The organism is Streptomyces viridosporus, assembly GCF_002078235.1.
GTDB classification, from domain to species: domain Bacteria; phylum Actinomycetota; class Actinomycetes; order Streptomycetales; family Streptomycetaceae; genus Streptomyces; species Streptomyces viridosporus.
This window is the reverse complement of record NZ_MSGP01000165.1, coordinates 1-15598: the sequence shown is the minus strand read 5'-3', so window position 1 is coordinate 15598 and position 15598 is coordinate 1. Positions and strand designations below refer to the sequence as shown.

Sequence of the window (15598 nt, the reverse complement as noted above, 5' to 3'; positions counted from 1 at the left end):
CCGGGCCCGGCACCCCGTGCCCGGAGCCTCACGGCACCCGGCACCCCGTGTCCCGGCCGTGTCCGGTCCGCCGACGGAGATCCGCTCGGTCCTCCGCGGCTTCGTCACACCGCCTTCGGCACCCGCATCCACGAACACGGCACGCAGGACTTCGACACGTGATCGCCGAGTCCCTCACCGAACTCGGCCTGCCCGGCGACCTGGCCGCCGCCGCGCACGACCCGGCGTACGACGAGGCGGTGCGCCGCAGCCACGAGGCGGGTGCCGAACCGGACTCGGGGACCTACGTGGGGACGCCCACCCTTCACGTCGACGGAGCGGTGTGGTTCGGCCCCGTGCTGCGGGCCGTCCCGCGGGGGAGGCGGGCGGCGGAACTCTTCGACGGCTTCCGGGTCCTGGCCGCCGACCCCGACTTCTTCGAGCTGAAGCGGACCCGGACGGGCGGCCTGTCCTTCGGCTGAGGCCGGGCGTCCGGGAGGCGCGCCGTCAGGCCCCGACCGCCGCGAGCGCCGGCAGCCGCGCCTCGTCGTACCGTTCCAGCAGCAGCCGCGCCACCTCCGGTGCCGGGCCCAGGACGTCCGCCAGGACGTTCGCCTCCGTCGCGCCCCGGGCGATGCGGTCCGGCAGGAAGCCGGGAGCCAGGACGTACGGGGCGACGGCGACGCGCGCGCAGCCGAGGGCGTGCAGTTCGCGCACCGCCTGCTCGGTGCGGGGGAGGGAGGCGGAGGCGAACGCAGGCCGCACGGCGCACCAGCCGGTGTGCCGCCACTCCCGCGCGATACTTGCGATCACTGCGATCGCCTCCGGGTCGGTGGACCCCGCCGAGGCCAGCACGACCCCGGTCGAGGACTTGTCGGCGGGCGTCAGGCCCGCCTCGTACAGCCGGCGCTCCAGTGCCGCGAGGAGCAGCGGGGACGGGCCCAGCACCTCGGCCTGCCGGACGCGCAGCCGCGGCGGCGCCTGGGCCAGCACCGCAGGGATGTCCGCCTTGGCGTGGAAGGCGCGGGTCAGCAGCAGGGGGAGGGCGATCACGTCGCGGACGCCCTCCGCCGCCAGGGACTCCAGCACCCCCGGCACCGAGGGCACGTTGAAGTCCAGGAAGCCGGTCTCCACGCGCAGCCCCGGCCGCAGCGACCGCACCCGCCGCACCAGGGCGTGCACGGTCGCGGCGTGCCGCGGGTCGCGGCTGCCGTGGGCGACCACCACAAGGACGGGGCGGACGGGGTGGACGGGGCGGACCGGACGGTGCATGGTGTGCCTCAGCCCTTCACCAGCAGACCGCGGCTGCGCAGCACCCACCGCTCCAGCGGACTGAAGATCAGCAGGTCGATGGCGATGCCGACGGTCAGGATCAGCAGGATGGCCTCGAAGACCATGGCCATGTCGCTGGCGTTGCGGCCGTTCTCCAGCAACTGGCCCAGGCCCACGCCGAGGTCGGGGAAGGACGCGATGATCTCCGCGGCCATCAGCGAGCGCCAGGAGAACGCCCAGCCCTGCTTCAGGCCCGCCACATAGCCGGGCAGCGCGGCCGGCAGAACGATGTGCCAGGTGCCCTTCAGCCCCGTCGCGCCGAGCGTGCGGCCGGCCCGCAGGAACAGCGGGGGCACCTGGTCGACGCCGGAGACCAGGCCGTTGGCGATCGAGGGGACCGCGCCGAGCAGGATCACCGCGTACATCATCTGGTTGTTCAGGCCCAGCCAGATCACGGCCGGCGGCACCCACGCCACCGACGGCAGGGACTGCAGACCGGACAGGATCGGGCCGATCGCCGCGCGCACGAACTTCACCCGCGCCACCAGCAGCCCCAGCGGGGTGCCGATCAGCAACGCGAAGAAGAAGCCGAGCAGACCGCGCGAGACGCTGGTCCAGATGTAGCCGAGCAGCTCGCCCTGGAGCCACGCCTGACGGACGACGTCCCACACCGCCCCCGGCGAGGGCAGCTTGGTCGGATCGTCGACGATCCGGAAGGAGACCAGCGCCTGCCACACCCCCAGCACCAGGGCGACGGCGACGACCGGCGGGAGGACCTTCTCCACGAGGGTCTGCCGCAGGGGCCTGCGGCCGGTCTGCACCGTCTCCAGGGCGTCGAGTCCCGCCTCCAGACCGGCGAGGTCGCTGCCGTCCTTCGCGGTCGTGTCAGTGCTGGCCATGGCGGCGGATCTCTCCTCGGAGCTGTTCGGTGATCTCGACGGACAACTCCGCCACGGCGGTGTCCTCGATGCGGCGCGGGTGCGGGATGTCGACCGTCCACTGGCGGGCGACGCGTCCCGGGCGGGAGGACAGCAGCACCACCCGCTGGGCGAGCCGGACCGCCTCGCGCACGTTGTGCGTGACGAACAGGACGGAGAGCTGTGTCTCGCGCCAGATCCGGGTCAGTTCGTCGTGCAGCACGTCCCGCGTGATGGCGTCCAGCGCCGCGAACGGCTCGTCCATCAGCAGCAGCTTGCTCTCCTGGGCGAGCGCCCGGGCCATGGCCACGCGCTGGCGCATGCCGCCGGACAGCTCGTGCACCCGCTTGCCGTACGCGCCCTTCAGCCGGACGAGCTCGAGCAGCTCCTCGGCCCGTCCGCGGCGCTCGCCCTTGGCGACGCCCCTGAGCTTCAGGGCGAGTTCGATGTTCTTGCCCGCGGTCAGCCACGGGAACAGCGCGTGCTCCTGGAACATCAGCGCCGGGCGGCCGTCCGTGGTGATGGTGCCGCCGCTGGGCCGGTCCAGCCCCGCGACCAGGTTCAGCAGCGTGGACTTGCCGCAGCCCGAGGCACCCAGGAGGGTGACGAACTCGCCGGGTGCGACGTCGAGGCTGATGTCGTCCAGCACGAGCTGCTGCCCGGCGGGACCCGGGTACCACTTCGAGACGTGCTCGATCCGGGCGGCGTGCGTGGCCGCCTCGGTGCCGTCGGCGGCCTTGGCGAGGGTCGTGGCCATGGTCGTCACCTCCTGGGGAGTCTTCGGTGTTCGCGGTCACTCGGCGCCGAGGCCGGCGTCGTCGACGGCGGGCGCGCCCTGGGCCTCGAGGACCTTGTTGAGCGGCGTGAGGTCGTAGATGCCGGCCAGGTCGGGCCGGTCCAGCAGGCCCGCCCGCACGGCGTGCTCCGCCTGGGCGTCGAGGGTGGCGGCCAGCGGGTCGTCGGTGAACCGGATCGACTTCCACGCCGGGTCCAGCACCTCGGCGGGCAGTGCCTTGCCGGAGTCCGCCTCCAACTGCTCGTTGGCGACGGTCTTCGCCTCGTCCGGGTGGGCGTTGATCCACGCGTTGGTCTCGACGGACGCCCGCAGCACCGCCTCGACCACCTTCGGGTGCTTCTCCAGGAACTCCTGCCGCACGACGATGTTCGTGATCACGAACTCCTCGTCCGGCCACAGGGAGGTCTCGTCCAGCAGCACCCGGCCGCCCTGGGCGACCAGCATCGACGCGGTCGGCTCCGGCACCCAGGCGCCGTCGATCGCACCGGACCGGAAGGCGCCCGGGGTGACCTTGTTGTCGCTGCGGACGACGGTCACCTCGCCCTTGCCGCTCTGCGCGTCGATCTTCCAGCCCTGCTCGGCGGCCCAGTTGAGGAACGCGACGTCCTGGGTGTTGCCGAGCTGCGGGGTCGCGATCCGCTTGCCCTCGATGTCGGCCGGGGACGTCACCCGGTCCGGGTTCACCACCAGCTTCACGCCGCCGGAGGCCGAGCCCCCGATGATCCGCAGGTTCTCGCCGTTCGCCTTGGTGTAGCCGTTGATCGCCGGGGAGGGACCGATCCAGCCGATGTCGAGGGACCCGGAGTTGAGCGCCTCGATCTCGGACGGCCCGGCGTTGAAGACCGCGTACCGCGCCTCCGTGGCGCCGAGCTCCCGCTGGAAGAACCCCTTCCTGTTGCCCACCAGCGCGGTCCCGTGGGTCAGGTTCCCGAAGTAACCGATCCTGACGCTGTCCAGGCCGTCGATCTTCTTCGCCCCGGCGGCGACCCGGACGGTGCCGTCGTCCTTGGCCTGGGACCCGTAGCCGCAGGCGGCCAGGGTCAGCAGGGGCAGGGCGAGCAACACCGCGAGGGCGCGGCGCAGGGCGGGTGTGGCAGGCACGGGAGGTGTTCCTCTCGGAGGACCCGGCGGTCGCGGGCTCTTACACCGCGGCCGGGAGGTCGGCAGGTCGTCGCCGGTGGCGGGGGAGGGCGGGGGCGTGCGGGCAGCGTGCGTGCGTCACCGCGCACATCGGGCCACCCCGCCCAGTCCGCTTCCCCGGAGACCTCTGCCGGACTCCGCCCGGAGGGTCCCCCGGCCGACGCGCCCGCGCTCCTCGGCGAACGCGACGTGGGGACCGGCGGGGCTCATGCTCAGAAGTCCCATCCGTCGTCCTCGGCCGCGTTCCTGACCGGCTCCGGGGCGGCGAAGGACTCGCCGACCATGCCCGCGGTGAGCGTGGTGCCGTCGCCGGGGTCGATGAGGATGAACGAGCCGGTGCGCCGGGAGTCCGCGTAGGAGTCGGCCGGCAGCGGCTCGGCGGTACGGATCTTCACCCGGCCGATGTCGTTGGCGGCGAGGGTGCCGGGGTGCGGGTGCAGGGACAGGTCGTCGAGCGTCAGCCGGGACGGGATGTCCTTGACGATCGCCTTGACCGTGCGGGTGCCGTGCTTGAGCAGCACCCGGTGGCCGACGGTCAGCGGCTGGTCGGCGACGTGGCACACGGTCGCCTCGACGTCCTGCGTGGTGGCCGGGGCGTCCTCGCTCGGGACGATCAGGTCGCCGCGGGAGATGTCGATGTCGTCGGCCAGCAGCAGCGTCACCGACTGCGGGGTCCAGGCGACGTCGACGGGCCGGCCCAGCAGGTCGATCCCGGTGATCGTCGTCGTCCGGCCGGACGGCAGCACGCTCACCCGGTCGCCCACGCGGAACGTGCCGGCGGCGATCTGGCCGGCGTAACCCCGGTAGTCCGGGTGCTCGGCGCTCTGCGGCCGGATCACGTACTGCACGGGCAGCCGGGCGTGGCACTGCGTCAGGTCGTGGCTGACCGGGACGGTCTCCAGGTGCTCCAGCACGGTCGGGCCGCCGTACCAGTCCATGTGCGCGGACGGTTCCACGACGTTGTCGCCGACCAGCGCCGAGATCGGGATCGCGGTGACCTCGGGGACGCCCAGTTCGGTGGCGTACGCCGTGAACTCCTCGGCGATGGCGGCGAAGACGGACTCCTCGTACCCGACCAGGTCCATCTTGTTGACGGCGAGGACGACGTGCGGGACGCGCAGCAGGGCGGCGATGGCGGCGTGCCGCCGGGTCTGCTCGACGACGCCGTTGCGGGCGTCGACGAGGATCACGGTCAGCTCGGCCGTCGAGGCACCGGTGACCATGTTCCGCGTGTACTGCACGTGGCCCGGGGTGTCGGCGAGGATGAACCGGCGCCGCGGCGTGGCGAAGTAGCGGTAGGCCACGTCGATGGTGATGCCCTGCTCCCGCTCGGCCCGCAGGCCGTCCGTCAGGAGCGCGAGGTCGGGGGCCTCCTGGCCCCGGTTCGCCGACGCCCGCTCCACGGCCTCCAGTTGGTCGGCGAGGACCGACTTGGAGTCGTGCAGCAGCCGGCCCACCAGGGTGGACTTGCCGTCGTCGACGGAACCGGCGGTGGCGAACCGCAGCAGGGTGGTGGCCGAGAGCTCCTCGGTCGTGGTCGTGCTCATGCTTAGAAGTACCCCTCGCGCTTGCGGTCTTCCATCGCGGCCTCGGAGAGCTTGTCGTCGGCGCGGGTGGCGCCGCGCTCGGTGAGCCGGGAGGCGGCGATCTCGGTGATCACCTTCTCGATGGTGTCGGCGTCGGAGTCGACCGCGCCGGTGCAGGACATGTCGCCCACGGTCCGGTAGCGGACGAGCCGCTTCTCGACCCGCTCGCCCTCCTTCGGGCCGCCCCACTCGCCGGCGGTCAGCCACATGCCGCTGCGCCGGAACACCTCGCGCTGGTGCGCGTAGTAGATCTCGGGCAGCTCGATGCCCTCCCGGGCGATGTACTGCCACACGTCCAGCTCGGTCCAGTTGGACAGCGGGAACACGCGGACGTGCTCACCGGGGGCGTGCCGGCCGTTGTAGAGGTTCCACAACTCCGGGCGCTGGCGGCGCGGGTCCCACTGGGAGAACTCGTCGCGCAGCGAGAACACCCGCTCCTTCGCCCGCGCCTTCTCCTCGTCCCGCCGCCCGCCGCCGAAGACGGCGTCGAACCTCTCGCTCTGGATCTTCTCGGTGAGCGGCAGGGTCTGCAGCGGGTTGCGGGTGCCGTCCGGGCGCTCCTTGAGCACCCCGCGGTCGATGTAGTCCTGCACGGACGCGACGTGCAGGCGCAGCCCGTGCCGGGCGACGGTGCGGTCCCGGTAGTCGAGGACCTCGGGGAAGTTGTGCCCGGTGTCCACGTGCAGCAGCGCGAACGGCACCGGCGCCGGCGTGAACGCCTTCAGCGCCAGGTGCAGCATGACGATGGAGTCCTTGCCGCCGGAGAACAGGATCACCGGGTTCTCGAACTCGCCCGCCACCTCGCGGAAGATGTGCACCGCCTCGGACTCGAGGGCGTCCAGGTGGGAGAGGGCGTACGGGCTGTCCGTGCCCTCCCGCAGCGCGGCCACGGTGGTCATGCCAGTCCCCTTTCGCTGAGCAGGGCGTACACCGACGCCGCGGACTCCTGCACGGTCTGGTTCTGCGACTCGATCCGCAGATCGGGCGCCGCGGGCTCCTCGTAGGGGTCGTCCACCCCGGTGAGCCCGGTGAGTTCGCCCGCCGCCTGCTTGGCGTACAGGCCCTTGACGTCCCGCACGGAGCACACCTCGACCGGCGTCGCCACGTGCACCTCGACGTACGGCGTGCCGTTCGCCTCGTGCCGCTTGCGCACCGCGTCCCGGCTGTCGGCGTACGGCGCGATCACCGGGACGAGCGCGGTGACGCCGTTGCGGGCGAGCAGTTCGGCGACGAAGCCGATCCGCTGCACGTTGGTGTGCCGGTCCTCGCGGCCGAAGCCGAGGCCCGCGGAGAGGAACTCGCGGATCTCGTCGCCGTCGAGCACCTCGACGCGCCGGCCCTGCTCGCGCAGCCGGCCGGCCAGCTCGTACGCGATGGTGGTCTTGCCGGCGCTCGGCAGACCCGTGAGCCATACGGTGGCTCCGGTCGTCACGTGGTTCTCCTGGGTCCGGGGGTGATGGCGATGGGCCGTCATCCGTGCAGCCCGCACTCGGTCTTGCCGCGGCCGGCCCAGCGCCCGGCCCGGGCGTCCTCGCCCTCCAGCACCCGGCGGGTGCAGGGGGCACAGCCGACGGAGGCGTAGCCGTCCGCCAGCAGGGGGTTGGTGAGCACGCCGTGCTCGGCGACGTAGGCGTCCACGTCGTCCTGGGTCCAGCGGGCGATGGGGGAGATCTTCACCTTCCGCCGCTTCTCGTCCCAGCCGACGACCGGGGTGTTCGCCCGGGTCGGGGACTCGTCGCGGCGCAGGCCGGTCGCCCAGGCCGCGTAGCCCGCCAGACCTTCCTCCAGCGGCCGCACCTTGCGCAGCTCGCAGCACAGGTCGGGGTCGCGGTCGTGCAGCTTCGGGCCGTGCTCGGCGTCCTGCTCGGCGACGGTCCGGCGCGGGGTCAGCGTGATGACGTTGACGTCCATCACGGCCTCCACCGCGTCCCGGGTGCCGAGGGTCTCCGGGAAGTGGTAGCCGGTGTCGAGGAACACCACGTCGACGCCGGGCAGGGCGCGCGAGGCGAGGTGGGCGACCACCGCGTCCTCCATGGAGGAGGTCACGCAGAAGCGCTTGCCGAAGGTCCGGGCGGCCCACTGGAGGATCTCCAGCGCGGAGGCGTCCTCCAGGTCACGGCCCGCCCGCTCGGCCAGCTCTTTCCACTCTTCCTCGGTCGCTTCTTCCTGAAGGGCGGTCATATCCGGTCACCTTCCGTGTCGGGTCGCCGCAGCCCGCGGGCGAGCAGCCCGCGGAACTTCAGCTGAAAGACTCGGTTGCACGCCCCGCACTCCCAGACGCCGTGGCCGTCCTCGCCCGGACGCAGGTCCTCGTCGCCGCAGTAGGGGCAGTGGAAGGGCGCCGCGCGCTCGCTCACGACAGGGCCTCCTCGGAGGCGCGCGTGACCCAGGCGGCGAACCGCTCGCCGTCCTCGCGCTCCGCCTGGAACCGCTTGAGGACCCGCTCGATGTAGTCGGGCAGTTCGTCGGCGGTGACCTTCAGGCCGCGCACCTTCCGGCCGAAGCCGGCCTCCAGGCCGAGCGCACCGCCGAGGTGCACCTGGTAGCCCTCGACCTGACGGCCCGCGGAGTCGAGCATCAGCTGGCCCTTGAGACCGATGTCCGCCACCTGGATACGGGCGCAGGCGTTCGGGCAGCCGTTGAGGTTGATGGTGATCGGCTCGTCGAAGTCCGGGATGCGGCGCTCGAGTTCGTCGATCAGCGAGGCGCCGCGCGCCTTGGTCTCGACGATGGCGAGCTTGCAGAACTCGATGCCGGTGCAGGCCATGGTGCCGCGCCGGAACGGGGAGGGCCGGGCGCTGAGGTCCAGTGCCTCCAGGGACTCGACGAGGGAGTCGACCTGGTCCTCCTCGACGTCGAGAATGATCATCTTCTGTTCGACGGTGGTCCGCACCCGCCCCGAGCCGTGGGCCTCCGCGAGGTCGGCGATCTTGGTGAGGGTGGTGCCGTCGACGCGGCCGACGCGCGGGGCGAAACCGACGTAGTGGCGGCCGTCCTGCTGGCGGTGCACGCCGATGTGGTCGCGCCACTGCTGCACCGGCTGCTCCGGCGCCGGGCCGTCGGTCAGCCTGCGCTTCAGGTACTCGTCCTCCAGCACCTGACGGAACTTCTCCGCGCCCCAGTCGGCGACCAGGAACTTCAGCCGGGCCCGGTTGCGCAGCCGGCGGTAGCCGTAGTCGCGGAAGATCGACAGGACGCCCTCGTAGACGTCCGGGACGTCCTCCAGCGGCACCCAGGTGCCCAGCCGCACGCCCAGCTTGGGGTTGGTGGACAGGCCGCCGCCGACCCACAGGTCGAAGCCCGGCCCGTGCTCGGGGTGGCGGACGCCGACGAACGCGACGTCGTTGATCTCGTGCACCACGTCCAGGGCCGGCGAGCCGGAGATGGCCGTCTTGAACTTCCGGGGGAGGTTCGAGTACGCCTTGTTGCCGAGGACCCGGCGCTTCATCTCCTCCAGGGCCGGGGTGCCGTCGATGATCTCGTCCTCGGCGATGCCGGCGACCGGCGAGCCGATCATCACGCGGGGGGTGTCGCCGCAGGCGGTGACCGTGGACAGGCCGACGGCCTCGAGGCGGTTCCAGATCTCGGGCACGTCCTCGATGCGGATCCAGTGGTACTGGACGTTCTGCCGGTCGGTGATGTCGGCGGTGCCGCGCGCGAACTCCTGCGAGACCTCGCCGATCACCCGCAGCTGCCGGGTGGTCAGCGCGCCGCCGTCGATGCGCACCCGCATCATGAAGTACTCGTCGTCCAGCTCCTCCGGCTGCAGGATCGCGGTCTTGCCGCCGTCGATCCCGGGCTTGCGCTGGGTGTACAGCCCCCACCAACGCATGCGGCCGCGCAGGTCGTTGGGGTCGATCGAGTCGAATCCGCGCTTGGAGTAGATCGTCTCAATACGTGTCCGCACATTGAGACCGTCGTCGTCCTTCTTGAACTGTTCGTTGCCGTTGAGCGGGGTGAGGTGACCCACGGCCCACTGTCCCTCTCCGCGGTGACGGCTCACCTTGCGGCGGGGAGTCGCGACGGCAGGCTGCTGCGCGGGGGCAGGCTTCTGCGGGGTGGCGGCCATGGTTGACACGTCCTTCGGGACAGGCGGGAATGCGGCTCTTACCTGCGCATACGGGCGCACGGGCAGACATGCGCGGCATTGCGCGGGAGTGAAGCGGGAAAGGGGAGAGGGGGTTGTCGGGCGCTGTCGGGTGTTCTCAGCGCGCCGGACAGATGGCGCTGGACATGCGGCCGAGGTCGACGTGCCGCCGACTCACCAAGGCGATTCCAGTTCCAGGCATGGCGGAAGCGTGGCACGGCGATCTGGACCCAGTCCAGCTTCATCCAAAAAGTGGACACCCTTGTCTCGGAATGAGAGACGAGGGTGTCCTTGGTCACAAGCGGCGCGGACGGTCTTGTCCGTGCTGGTCAGGCGGGGTGGGCTCCGGGCCAGGGGCCCGGAGTGGCCACCTCCGGCTCCTCCTCCACCTTGGTGTCGAACAGCTTGAAGCCCCGGCGCAGGTAGTTGTCCATGGCGTGCTCGCCGTCCTTGCTGCAGGTGTGCAGCCACACCCGCGTGGTCGGCTTCACCCCGGGCCGGCGCTCCGCCATGTCCCAGGCGCGGGCGGTCCCGTACGACAGCAGGTGCCCGCCGATGCGCCGGCCCCGGAAGGCGGCGACGAGGCCGAAGTAGACGATCTCCACGACCCCGTCGTCCTGGGACTCCAACTCCACGTACCCCGCGGGCGTCCCGCGGTCGTAGGCCACCCAGGTCTCCACCCCGGGCCGGTCCAGGTGCTCCAGCCACTGCGCGTACGTCCAGCCCAGCCGGTCGGTCCAGCGGATGTCACCGCCGACCGCGGTGTACAGGAAGCGGCTGAACTCGGGCGAGGGCACCTCGGAACGGACCACCCGCACGTCCCCCTCGGGCACGGCGGCCGGCAGGAGATCGGTGGGCGAGGTCTGCTCCAGGGACCAGGTGGTCACGGTGATGGTCGTCATGTCCGAAAGAGAACCATCCGCTCCGCGTTCCTGTCGAACACCTGACCACAGCGCGGACGGCGGGCTGTCCGGCCGCGTCACGCCCGGTGCCGCACGGCACCCGCCGTCCCGCCCCGCCGGTGGCGGTGCCGCCGCGCGGCCCGGTCCCGGCGAAGGGCGGCACGTCCGGCTCGCACGACGCCCCCGGCGGCGGCAGGACGCCGTCGACGAGGTAGCGGCTCACGTGGTCGTCGACGCAGCGGCTGGGGTTGAGCAGCGCGGTGTGCCCGTACCCGCGGTGGGTGAGCAGCCGGGCGTCGGCCAGCTCCTCGGACATCGCCTGCGCGTTCCGGTACGCGGTGGACGGGTCGTAGGTGGTGCCGACCACCAGCACCGGGTGCGCCGTCGGCCTGTTCCACGGCCTGGCGGAAGGCCCTAGTCCAGGGACCGGTCGACCGAGGTCAGGGGCAGGGCGAACAGCATCCGGCCGGACTGGGACCAGAGTTCGCCGGTCTCCTGCCAGTAGGAGAGGGACGCCGCCTGGCCGCTCCAGCAGCGGTACGTCTCGTCCGCCCCGCAGCGGGTGGGCCGGGCCCCCTCCGCGTCCTGCCGCCACAACGACCCGCGCTCGTCCGGCGTCGCGGTCATCCGGCCCAGGTACCAGGCCGACCGGTACGACAGCACACTGCGGACGTCGCTCAGCTCGGTCTCGTACACCTCGACCGCGTCCGCCCGCGACACCGCGTCCGTGGCCAGCAGGCCCGCCCGTTCCGGGGCGTCGCCGAACGCGTACCGCCACAGCCGGGTCGGTCCGTCGGCGTCCTCGGGCATCGCCTCGTGCGCGACCAGGCTGTCGGGCGCGGTGCTCCGGTCCAGGGAGATGCCCCCGGGCCGCGGGGCGTCACCGCCGGCCGCCCGGTAGGAGGCGACGGCGGGCAGGACGTACCGCGCCCCGGCCGCCGACCAGCCGCCGGGCACCCGGCCGACCGACGAGGCGTCGTCCACGGTGGCGCGCTGGATCCGGCCCACGTCGTACACGTACAGCGCGCTGCTCTCGCCCCGGCCGGCGGTGACCAGCAGCTTGTCCTGGTACCAGACCATGCCGGACACGGTGGAGACGAGCCCGCGGTAGTCGTGGCCGCCGTCCACCGGCACGGCGAGCAGGGCCCAGGTGTAGCGGAGGGCGCGGGGGTCGTCGGCGTCGACGAAGGCGACCCGGGCGAGCCCCCGCCCGTCCGTCGTCGGGGTGTCCTGGCTCCAGCCGGAGAGGACCACCCGGTGCTCGCCCCAGTGGCCGTCGTCGTCCGCGTCCCCGGAGGTGGTGACCCCGCCCGGCCGCCAGCCGTCGGTGTCGGCCTCCTCCCAGCAGTACGCGCGCGTGGCGGCCGGCTCCACGGGCAGGGCCCGCTTGCCGTCGGACGGACAGGTGTCCGCCTCGCGCAGGGAACCGTCGGCGTCGGCGAGCACGGTGTCGACACCGACCGGCCGGCCCATCCCGGAGGAGAGCCGGTCCAGCCACTCCCGCGGCACGCTGTGCTCGGTCAGCCGCAGCGGCGCGGTCTCGGCGGACGCCGTGAGCGGCTCCAGCGCCCCCGGGTTGTCGGCGACGTCGGCCTGCGAGGTGCTGATCATGGTGGCGGCGGCGGTGAGCGCGAGGGCGGTCCCGGCCAGCGCCGCCCGCAACGCCCGGCCCCGTCTGCGCCGGCGGTGTCTGCCACGATGCTTCATAACGTCCTCCCGAGACGAGCCAACTGCGTCCGGTGATCCGCGCGTTGACCGAAAGCAGGTGGGGTGGCCCGTAACGGGATGCTACGGCAGGAGGGCGGTGCCGGGGAGGAAGACCCTGCAAATATGCCTCATCCGTAACCCGTTGGGGCGGCAGTGCGCGGATCCTCAGCGGCCCGCCGCCGACGCCCGGTACCTGCCGAGCGCCGGGGCGGTCGAGCGGGGGAGGAGGTCACGGGGGTCGTCCGGGAGGAGGACGTCCACCTCGGCGTCGTCCGCGAAACGGTAGGGGCGGTGCTCCAGGAGGCCGCCGAGATAGCGCCGGACCCGGGACATCTCCGCACGCACCGTCACCCTGCGGGCCGGGTCGCCGAAGACGTCCTGCGCGAGGCCGGCGGCGCTGCGGCCGGCGCGGTGCACGGCCAGCAGGTACAGCAACTCCGCGTGCCGGGGACTCAGTTCCCGCGTCCACGGGCCCGCGCCGCCGGACACCTCCACCGACCAGCGGCGCGGCCCCCTGAGGTCCAGCACGATCCGGGTCGCGTCGCGCGCCGCCGGTTCGTCCGCCGCCCGCACCAGCCAGCCCTCGGCCAGCGGCTCCAGCGAGCACGGGCCCAGCGCGGGCAGCCACCGCGTCCCGGCCGGCACCGACTCGGGCAGCGTCAGCCGCCGTATGTACGGCATCCCCGTGACCGCGGCCGTCCACCCGTGCCGGTCCGCCACCAGCGCACGCCCGCCGATCCGGGCCAGCACCGGCGCCGCCACCGCGCGCAGCCGTTCCAGCGACTCCAGGTGCATCTCCCGCAGCCGCGCCTCGGCCAGCTTGGCCACCGAGTCGACCCAGGCCAGCGTGGCCGGGTGCATCGTCTCCAGCGGCCCGCTCACGTCCACCACGCCGATCAGCCGCCCGTCCCGGGGGTCCGTGATCGGCGCCCCGGCACAGGTCCAGGCGGCGTGCGAGCGCACGAAGTGCTCGGAGGCGAAGACCTGCACCGGACGCCGGGCCACCGCCGGGGTGCCCACCCCGTTGGTGCCGACGACGTCCTCACGCCAGTCCGCGCCGACCTCGAAGCCCAGCCCGTCGGCCTTGCGCAGCACCGGCGCGCTGCCCTCCCGCCACAGCACCCGGCCCTCCTCGTCGGCCACCACCATGATGTGGTGGGCGACGTCCGCGACCGACAGCAGCCCCTCCCGCAGCACCGGCAGCACGTGCCGCAGCCGGGAGGACTCCCGCCGCCGCCGCACCTCCTCGCGGGACAGCAGCTCGCTGCGGACGTCGCGGTCCGGGTCGACGCCCCGGCGCAGCATCCGCTCCCAGGACTGCCCGATCACCGGGCGGGGGGCCACGGGCGCGCGCTGTCCGGCGAGCGCGGCGGAGCGGACCTCGCTCAGCACCCGGGCCGCACGCGTCGTGTCGACGGCGGCCAGGTGCGTCACGTCCATCGGCGAGAGCGCCACCGGTCCTCCCGGGGGATGGGATCGGAGGCCGACCGCCCGGACGACCTGCCGGCCGCACCCCCGAGATCCGTTCTGACTGTCGGTCTCATCCTGCCGTGTGCCCCCGACGGACACGTTCAGTACGGGCACGGCGGCAGCAAGTTGCAACCCCCTGCAACCCTGGTGGACGGGCCCGCTCTGCTCGAAGCTTGAGCAACGCCGTCCCGAGCGGCGCTCACGGCTCGCAAGAGGCCCGTGTGGCGGGGGTGGTGCCGTGTCGGCGCAGCACCACCCCCGCGTCGCACCGCCGTCTCAGGACACCGGCCGGGCCCGCTCCACCACCGACGCCAGATCGAGGGTGTGCGGCAGCGTCCCGAAGGCCGCGCCCCCGTCGCCGCCCAGCCGCGCCGCACAGAACGCGTCCGCCACCTGCGGCGGGGCGAACCGCACCAGCAGGGAACCCTGGAGCACCAGTGCCAGCCGCTCCACCAGTCGCCGCGCCCGCCCCTCGACGCCCTCCAGATCGGCCAGTTCGGTCAGCAGGTCCTTGATCGCGCCGTCCAGCCGGTGATCCGCCCCGCGTGCCTGCCCGACCTCCCGCAGATACGCGTCCAGCGCCGCCGGCTCCCGGCGCAGCGCCCGCAGCACGTCCAGCGCCTGGACGTTGCCCGCGCCCTCCCAGATCGAGTTCAGCGGCGACTCCCGCACCAGCCGGGGCAGCCCCGACTCCTCGACGTACCCGTTGCCGCCCAGGCACTCCGCCGCCTCCACCGCCACCGGAGGGCACCGCTTGGTCACCCAGTACTTGGCCGCCGGCACCGCGATCCGCAGCAGCGCCCGCTCCTGCTCCCCGCCGTCGTCGTACGCCGCGGCGAGCCGCAGCCCCAGCGCGGTGGCCGCCTCCGACTCCAGCGCGAGGTCGGCCAGGACGTTGCGCATCAGCGGCTTGTCGACGAGCTTCCCGCCGAACGCCTCGCGGTACGTGCAGTGGTGGACCGCCTGCGCCACGGCCTGCCGCATCAGCCCCGCCGAGCCCAGCACGCAGTCGAGCCGGGTCGCCGCCACCATCCCGATGACGGTGCGCACCCCGCGCCCCTCCTCCCCGACCCGGCGCGCCCACGTCCCGTCGAACTCGACCTCGGCGGAGGCGTTGGACCGGTTGCCCAGCTTGTCCTTGAGCCGCTGGAGGAGGAACACGTTGCGCGTGCCGTCCGCCAGCACGCGCGGCACCAGGAAGCAGGTGAGGCCCCCGGGCGCCTGGGCCAGCACCAGGAAGGCGTCCGACATGGGCGCCGAACAGAACCACTTGTGCCCGGTCAGCTCGTACGCGCCGTCCTCGACCAGCGGCCGGGCCGTCGTCGTGTTCGCCCGCACGTCGCTGCCGCCCTGCTTCTCCGTCATCCCCATCCCGAACAGGACACCGGCTTTCTGGGGGGCGGGCCGCAGGGTGCGGTCGTAGATCACCGAGGTCAGCCGGGGCTCCCACTCCGTCGCCAGGGCCGGGTCCGTGCGCAGGGCGGGGACCGCCGCGTGGGTCATCGACAGCGGACAGCAGGTGCCCGCCTCCACCTGCGTCCACACCAGGAACCCGGCCGCCCGCCGCACATGCCCGGCCGGGCGCGTCCAGGCGGCCGTCAGCCCGGCCGAGACGCCCTTGCCGAGCAGCCGGTGCCACGCCGGGTGGAAGTCCACCTCGTCGATCCGGTGGCCGTAGCGGTCGTGGGTGCGCAGGCGCGGCGGGTTCTCGTTGGCCTGTGCGCCCCACTCCTGCAGTTGCT

16 protein-coding genes and 1 pseudogene are annotated in these 15598 nt (G+C 73.0%); 1 reads left to right on the top strand and 16 read right to left on the bottom strand.

Annotated features, from left to right (window positions below):
• Positions 1-461, top strand: a pseudogene (locus tag B7L92_RS12845) (mycothiol-dependent nitroreductase Rv2466c family protein); the annotation flags it as partial.
• Between the two features lie 25 nt (positions 462-486).
• Here B7L92_RS12845 and B7L92_RS12840 read toward each other — a convergent pair.
• The 16 genes from B7L92_RS12840 to B7L92_RS12775 form a co-directional block, all read right to left on the bottom strand.
• Entirely contained in the window at positions 487-1251 is a 765-nt protein-coding gene (locus B7L92_RS12840) for a sirohydrochlorin chelatase (protein WP_081237547.1), read from the bottom strand.
• Positions 1252-1259: 8 nt separating this feature from the next.
• The gene (locus tag B7L92_RS12835) at positions 1260-2150 is read right to left on the bottom strand and encodes an ABC transporter permease (RefSeq protein ID WP_081237546.1); all 891 of its coding nucleotides are present in this window, start codon (positions 2148-2150) and stop codon (positions 1260-1262) included.
• Entirely contained in the window at positions 2137-2925 is a 789-nt protein-coding gene (locus B7L92_RS12830; RefSeq protein ID WP_081237545.1) for an ABC transporter ATP-binding protein, read from the bottom strand. Before B7L92_RS12830 ends, B7L92_RS12835 begins: the two co-directional genes overlap by 14 nt.
• Positions 2926-2961: 36 nt before the next feature.
• A complete protein-coding gene (locus B7L92_RS12825; protein ID WP_081237544.1) occupies positions 2962-4065 on the bottom strand; it encodes an aliphatic sulfonate ABC transporter substrate-binding protein in 1104 nt (367 codons plus the stop codon).
• A 251-nt stretch (positions 4066-4316) separates the two neighbouring features.
• On the bottom strand, positions 4317-5651 hold the full coding sequence (locus B7L92_RS12820; RefSeq protein ID WP_081237543.1) for a sulfate adenylyltransferase subunit 1: 1335 nt from the start codon (positions 5649-5651) through the stop codon (positions 4317-4319).
• Positions 5652-5653: 2 nt separating this feature from the next.
• Complete coding sequence (gene cysD, locus B7L92_RS12815) at positions 5654-6589, bottom strand: sulfate adenylyltransferase subunit CysD (protein ID WP_081237542.1); 936 nt, start codon at positions 6587-6589, stop codon at positions 5654-5656.
• Positions 6586-7122 carry an adenylyl-sulfate kinase gene (cysC, locus tag B7L92_RS12810; RefSeq protein WP_026084788.1) on the bottom strand — a complete coding sequence of 179 codons (537 nt, stop codon included), beginning with the start codon at positions 7120-7122 and terminating at the stop codon, positions 6586-6588. Before cysC ends, cysD begins: the two co-directional genes overlap by 4 nt.
• A 38-nt stretch (positions 7123-7160) precedes the next feature.
• Positions 7161-7871, bottom strand: coding sequence for a phosphoadenylyl-sulfate reductase (locus tag B7L92_RS12805; RefSeq protein ID WP_081237541.1), 711 nt, complete (start codon positions 7869-7871; stop codon positions 7161-7163).
• Positions 7868-8047 carry a hypothetical protein gene (locus B7L92_RS12800; protein WP_016824136.1) on the bottom strand — a complete coding sequence of 60 codons (180 nt, stop codon included), beginning with the start codon at positions 8045-8047 and terminating at the stop codon, positions 7868-7870. The genes B7L92_RS12805 and B7L92_RS12800 overlap by 4 nt, the downstream gene beginning before the upstream one ends.
• Positions 8044-9759, bottom strand: a complete 1716-nt coding sequence (locus B7L92_RS12795) for a nitrite/sulfite reductase (protein WP_081237540.1) — start codon at positions 9757-9759, stop codon at positions 8044-8046. The genes B7L92_RS12800 and B7L92_RS12795 overlap by 4 nt, the downstream gene beginning before the upstream one ends.
• Positions 9760-9895: 136 nt before the next feature.
• On the bottom strand, positions 9896-9979 hold the full coding sequence (locus B7L92_RS43670) for a putative leader peptide (protein WP_310887545.1): 84 nt from the start codon (positions 9977-9979) through the stop codon (positions 9896-9898).
• 127 nt (positions 9980-10106) lie between these two features.
• Entirely contained in the window at positions 10107-10622 is a 516-nt protein-coding gene (locus tag B7L92_RS12790; RefSeq protein WP_255310920.1) for a GNAT family N-acetyltransferase, read from the bottom strand.
• Positions 10525-11160, bottom strand: a complete 636-nt coding sequence (locus B7L92_RS42290; RefSeq protein ID WP_304364703.1) for an alpha/beta hydrolase — start codon at positions 11158-11160, stop codon at positions 10525-10527. The genes B7L92_RS12790 and B7L92_RS42290 overlap by 98 nt, the downstream gene beginning before the upstream one ends.
• Entirely contained in the window at positions 11094-12386 is a 1293-nt protein-coding gene (locus B7L92_RS41575; RefSeq protein ID WP_218030446.1) for a hypothetical protein, read from the bottom strand. The genes B7L92_RS42290 and B7L92_RS41575 overlap by 67 nt, the downstream gene beginning before the upstream one ends.
• Positions 12387-12551: 165 nt before the next feature.
• The gene (locus tag B7L92_RS12780; protein ID WP_081237548.1) at positions 12552-13826 is read right to left on the bottom strand and encodes a GAF domain-containing protein; all 1275 of its coding nucleotides are present in this window, start codon (positions 13824-13826) and stop codon (positions 12552-12554) included.
• 306 nt (positions 13827-14132) lie between these two features.
• A partial coding sequence (locus B7L92_RS12775) for an acyl-CoA dehydrogenase family protein (protein WP_081237538.1) occupies positions 14133-15598 on the bottom strand: 1466 nt, incomplete at its 5' end.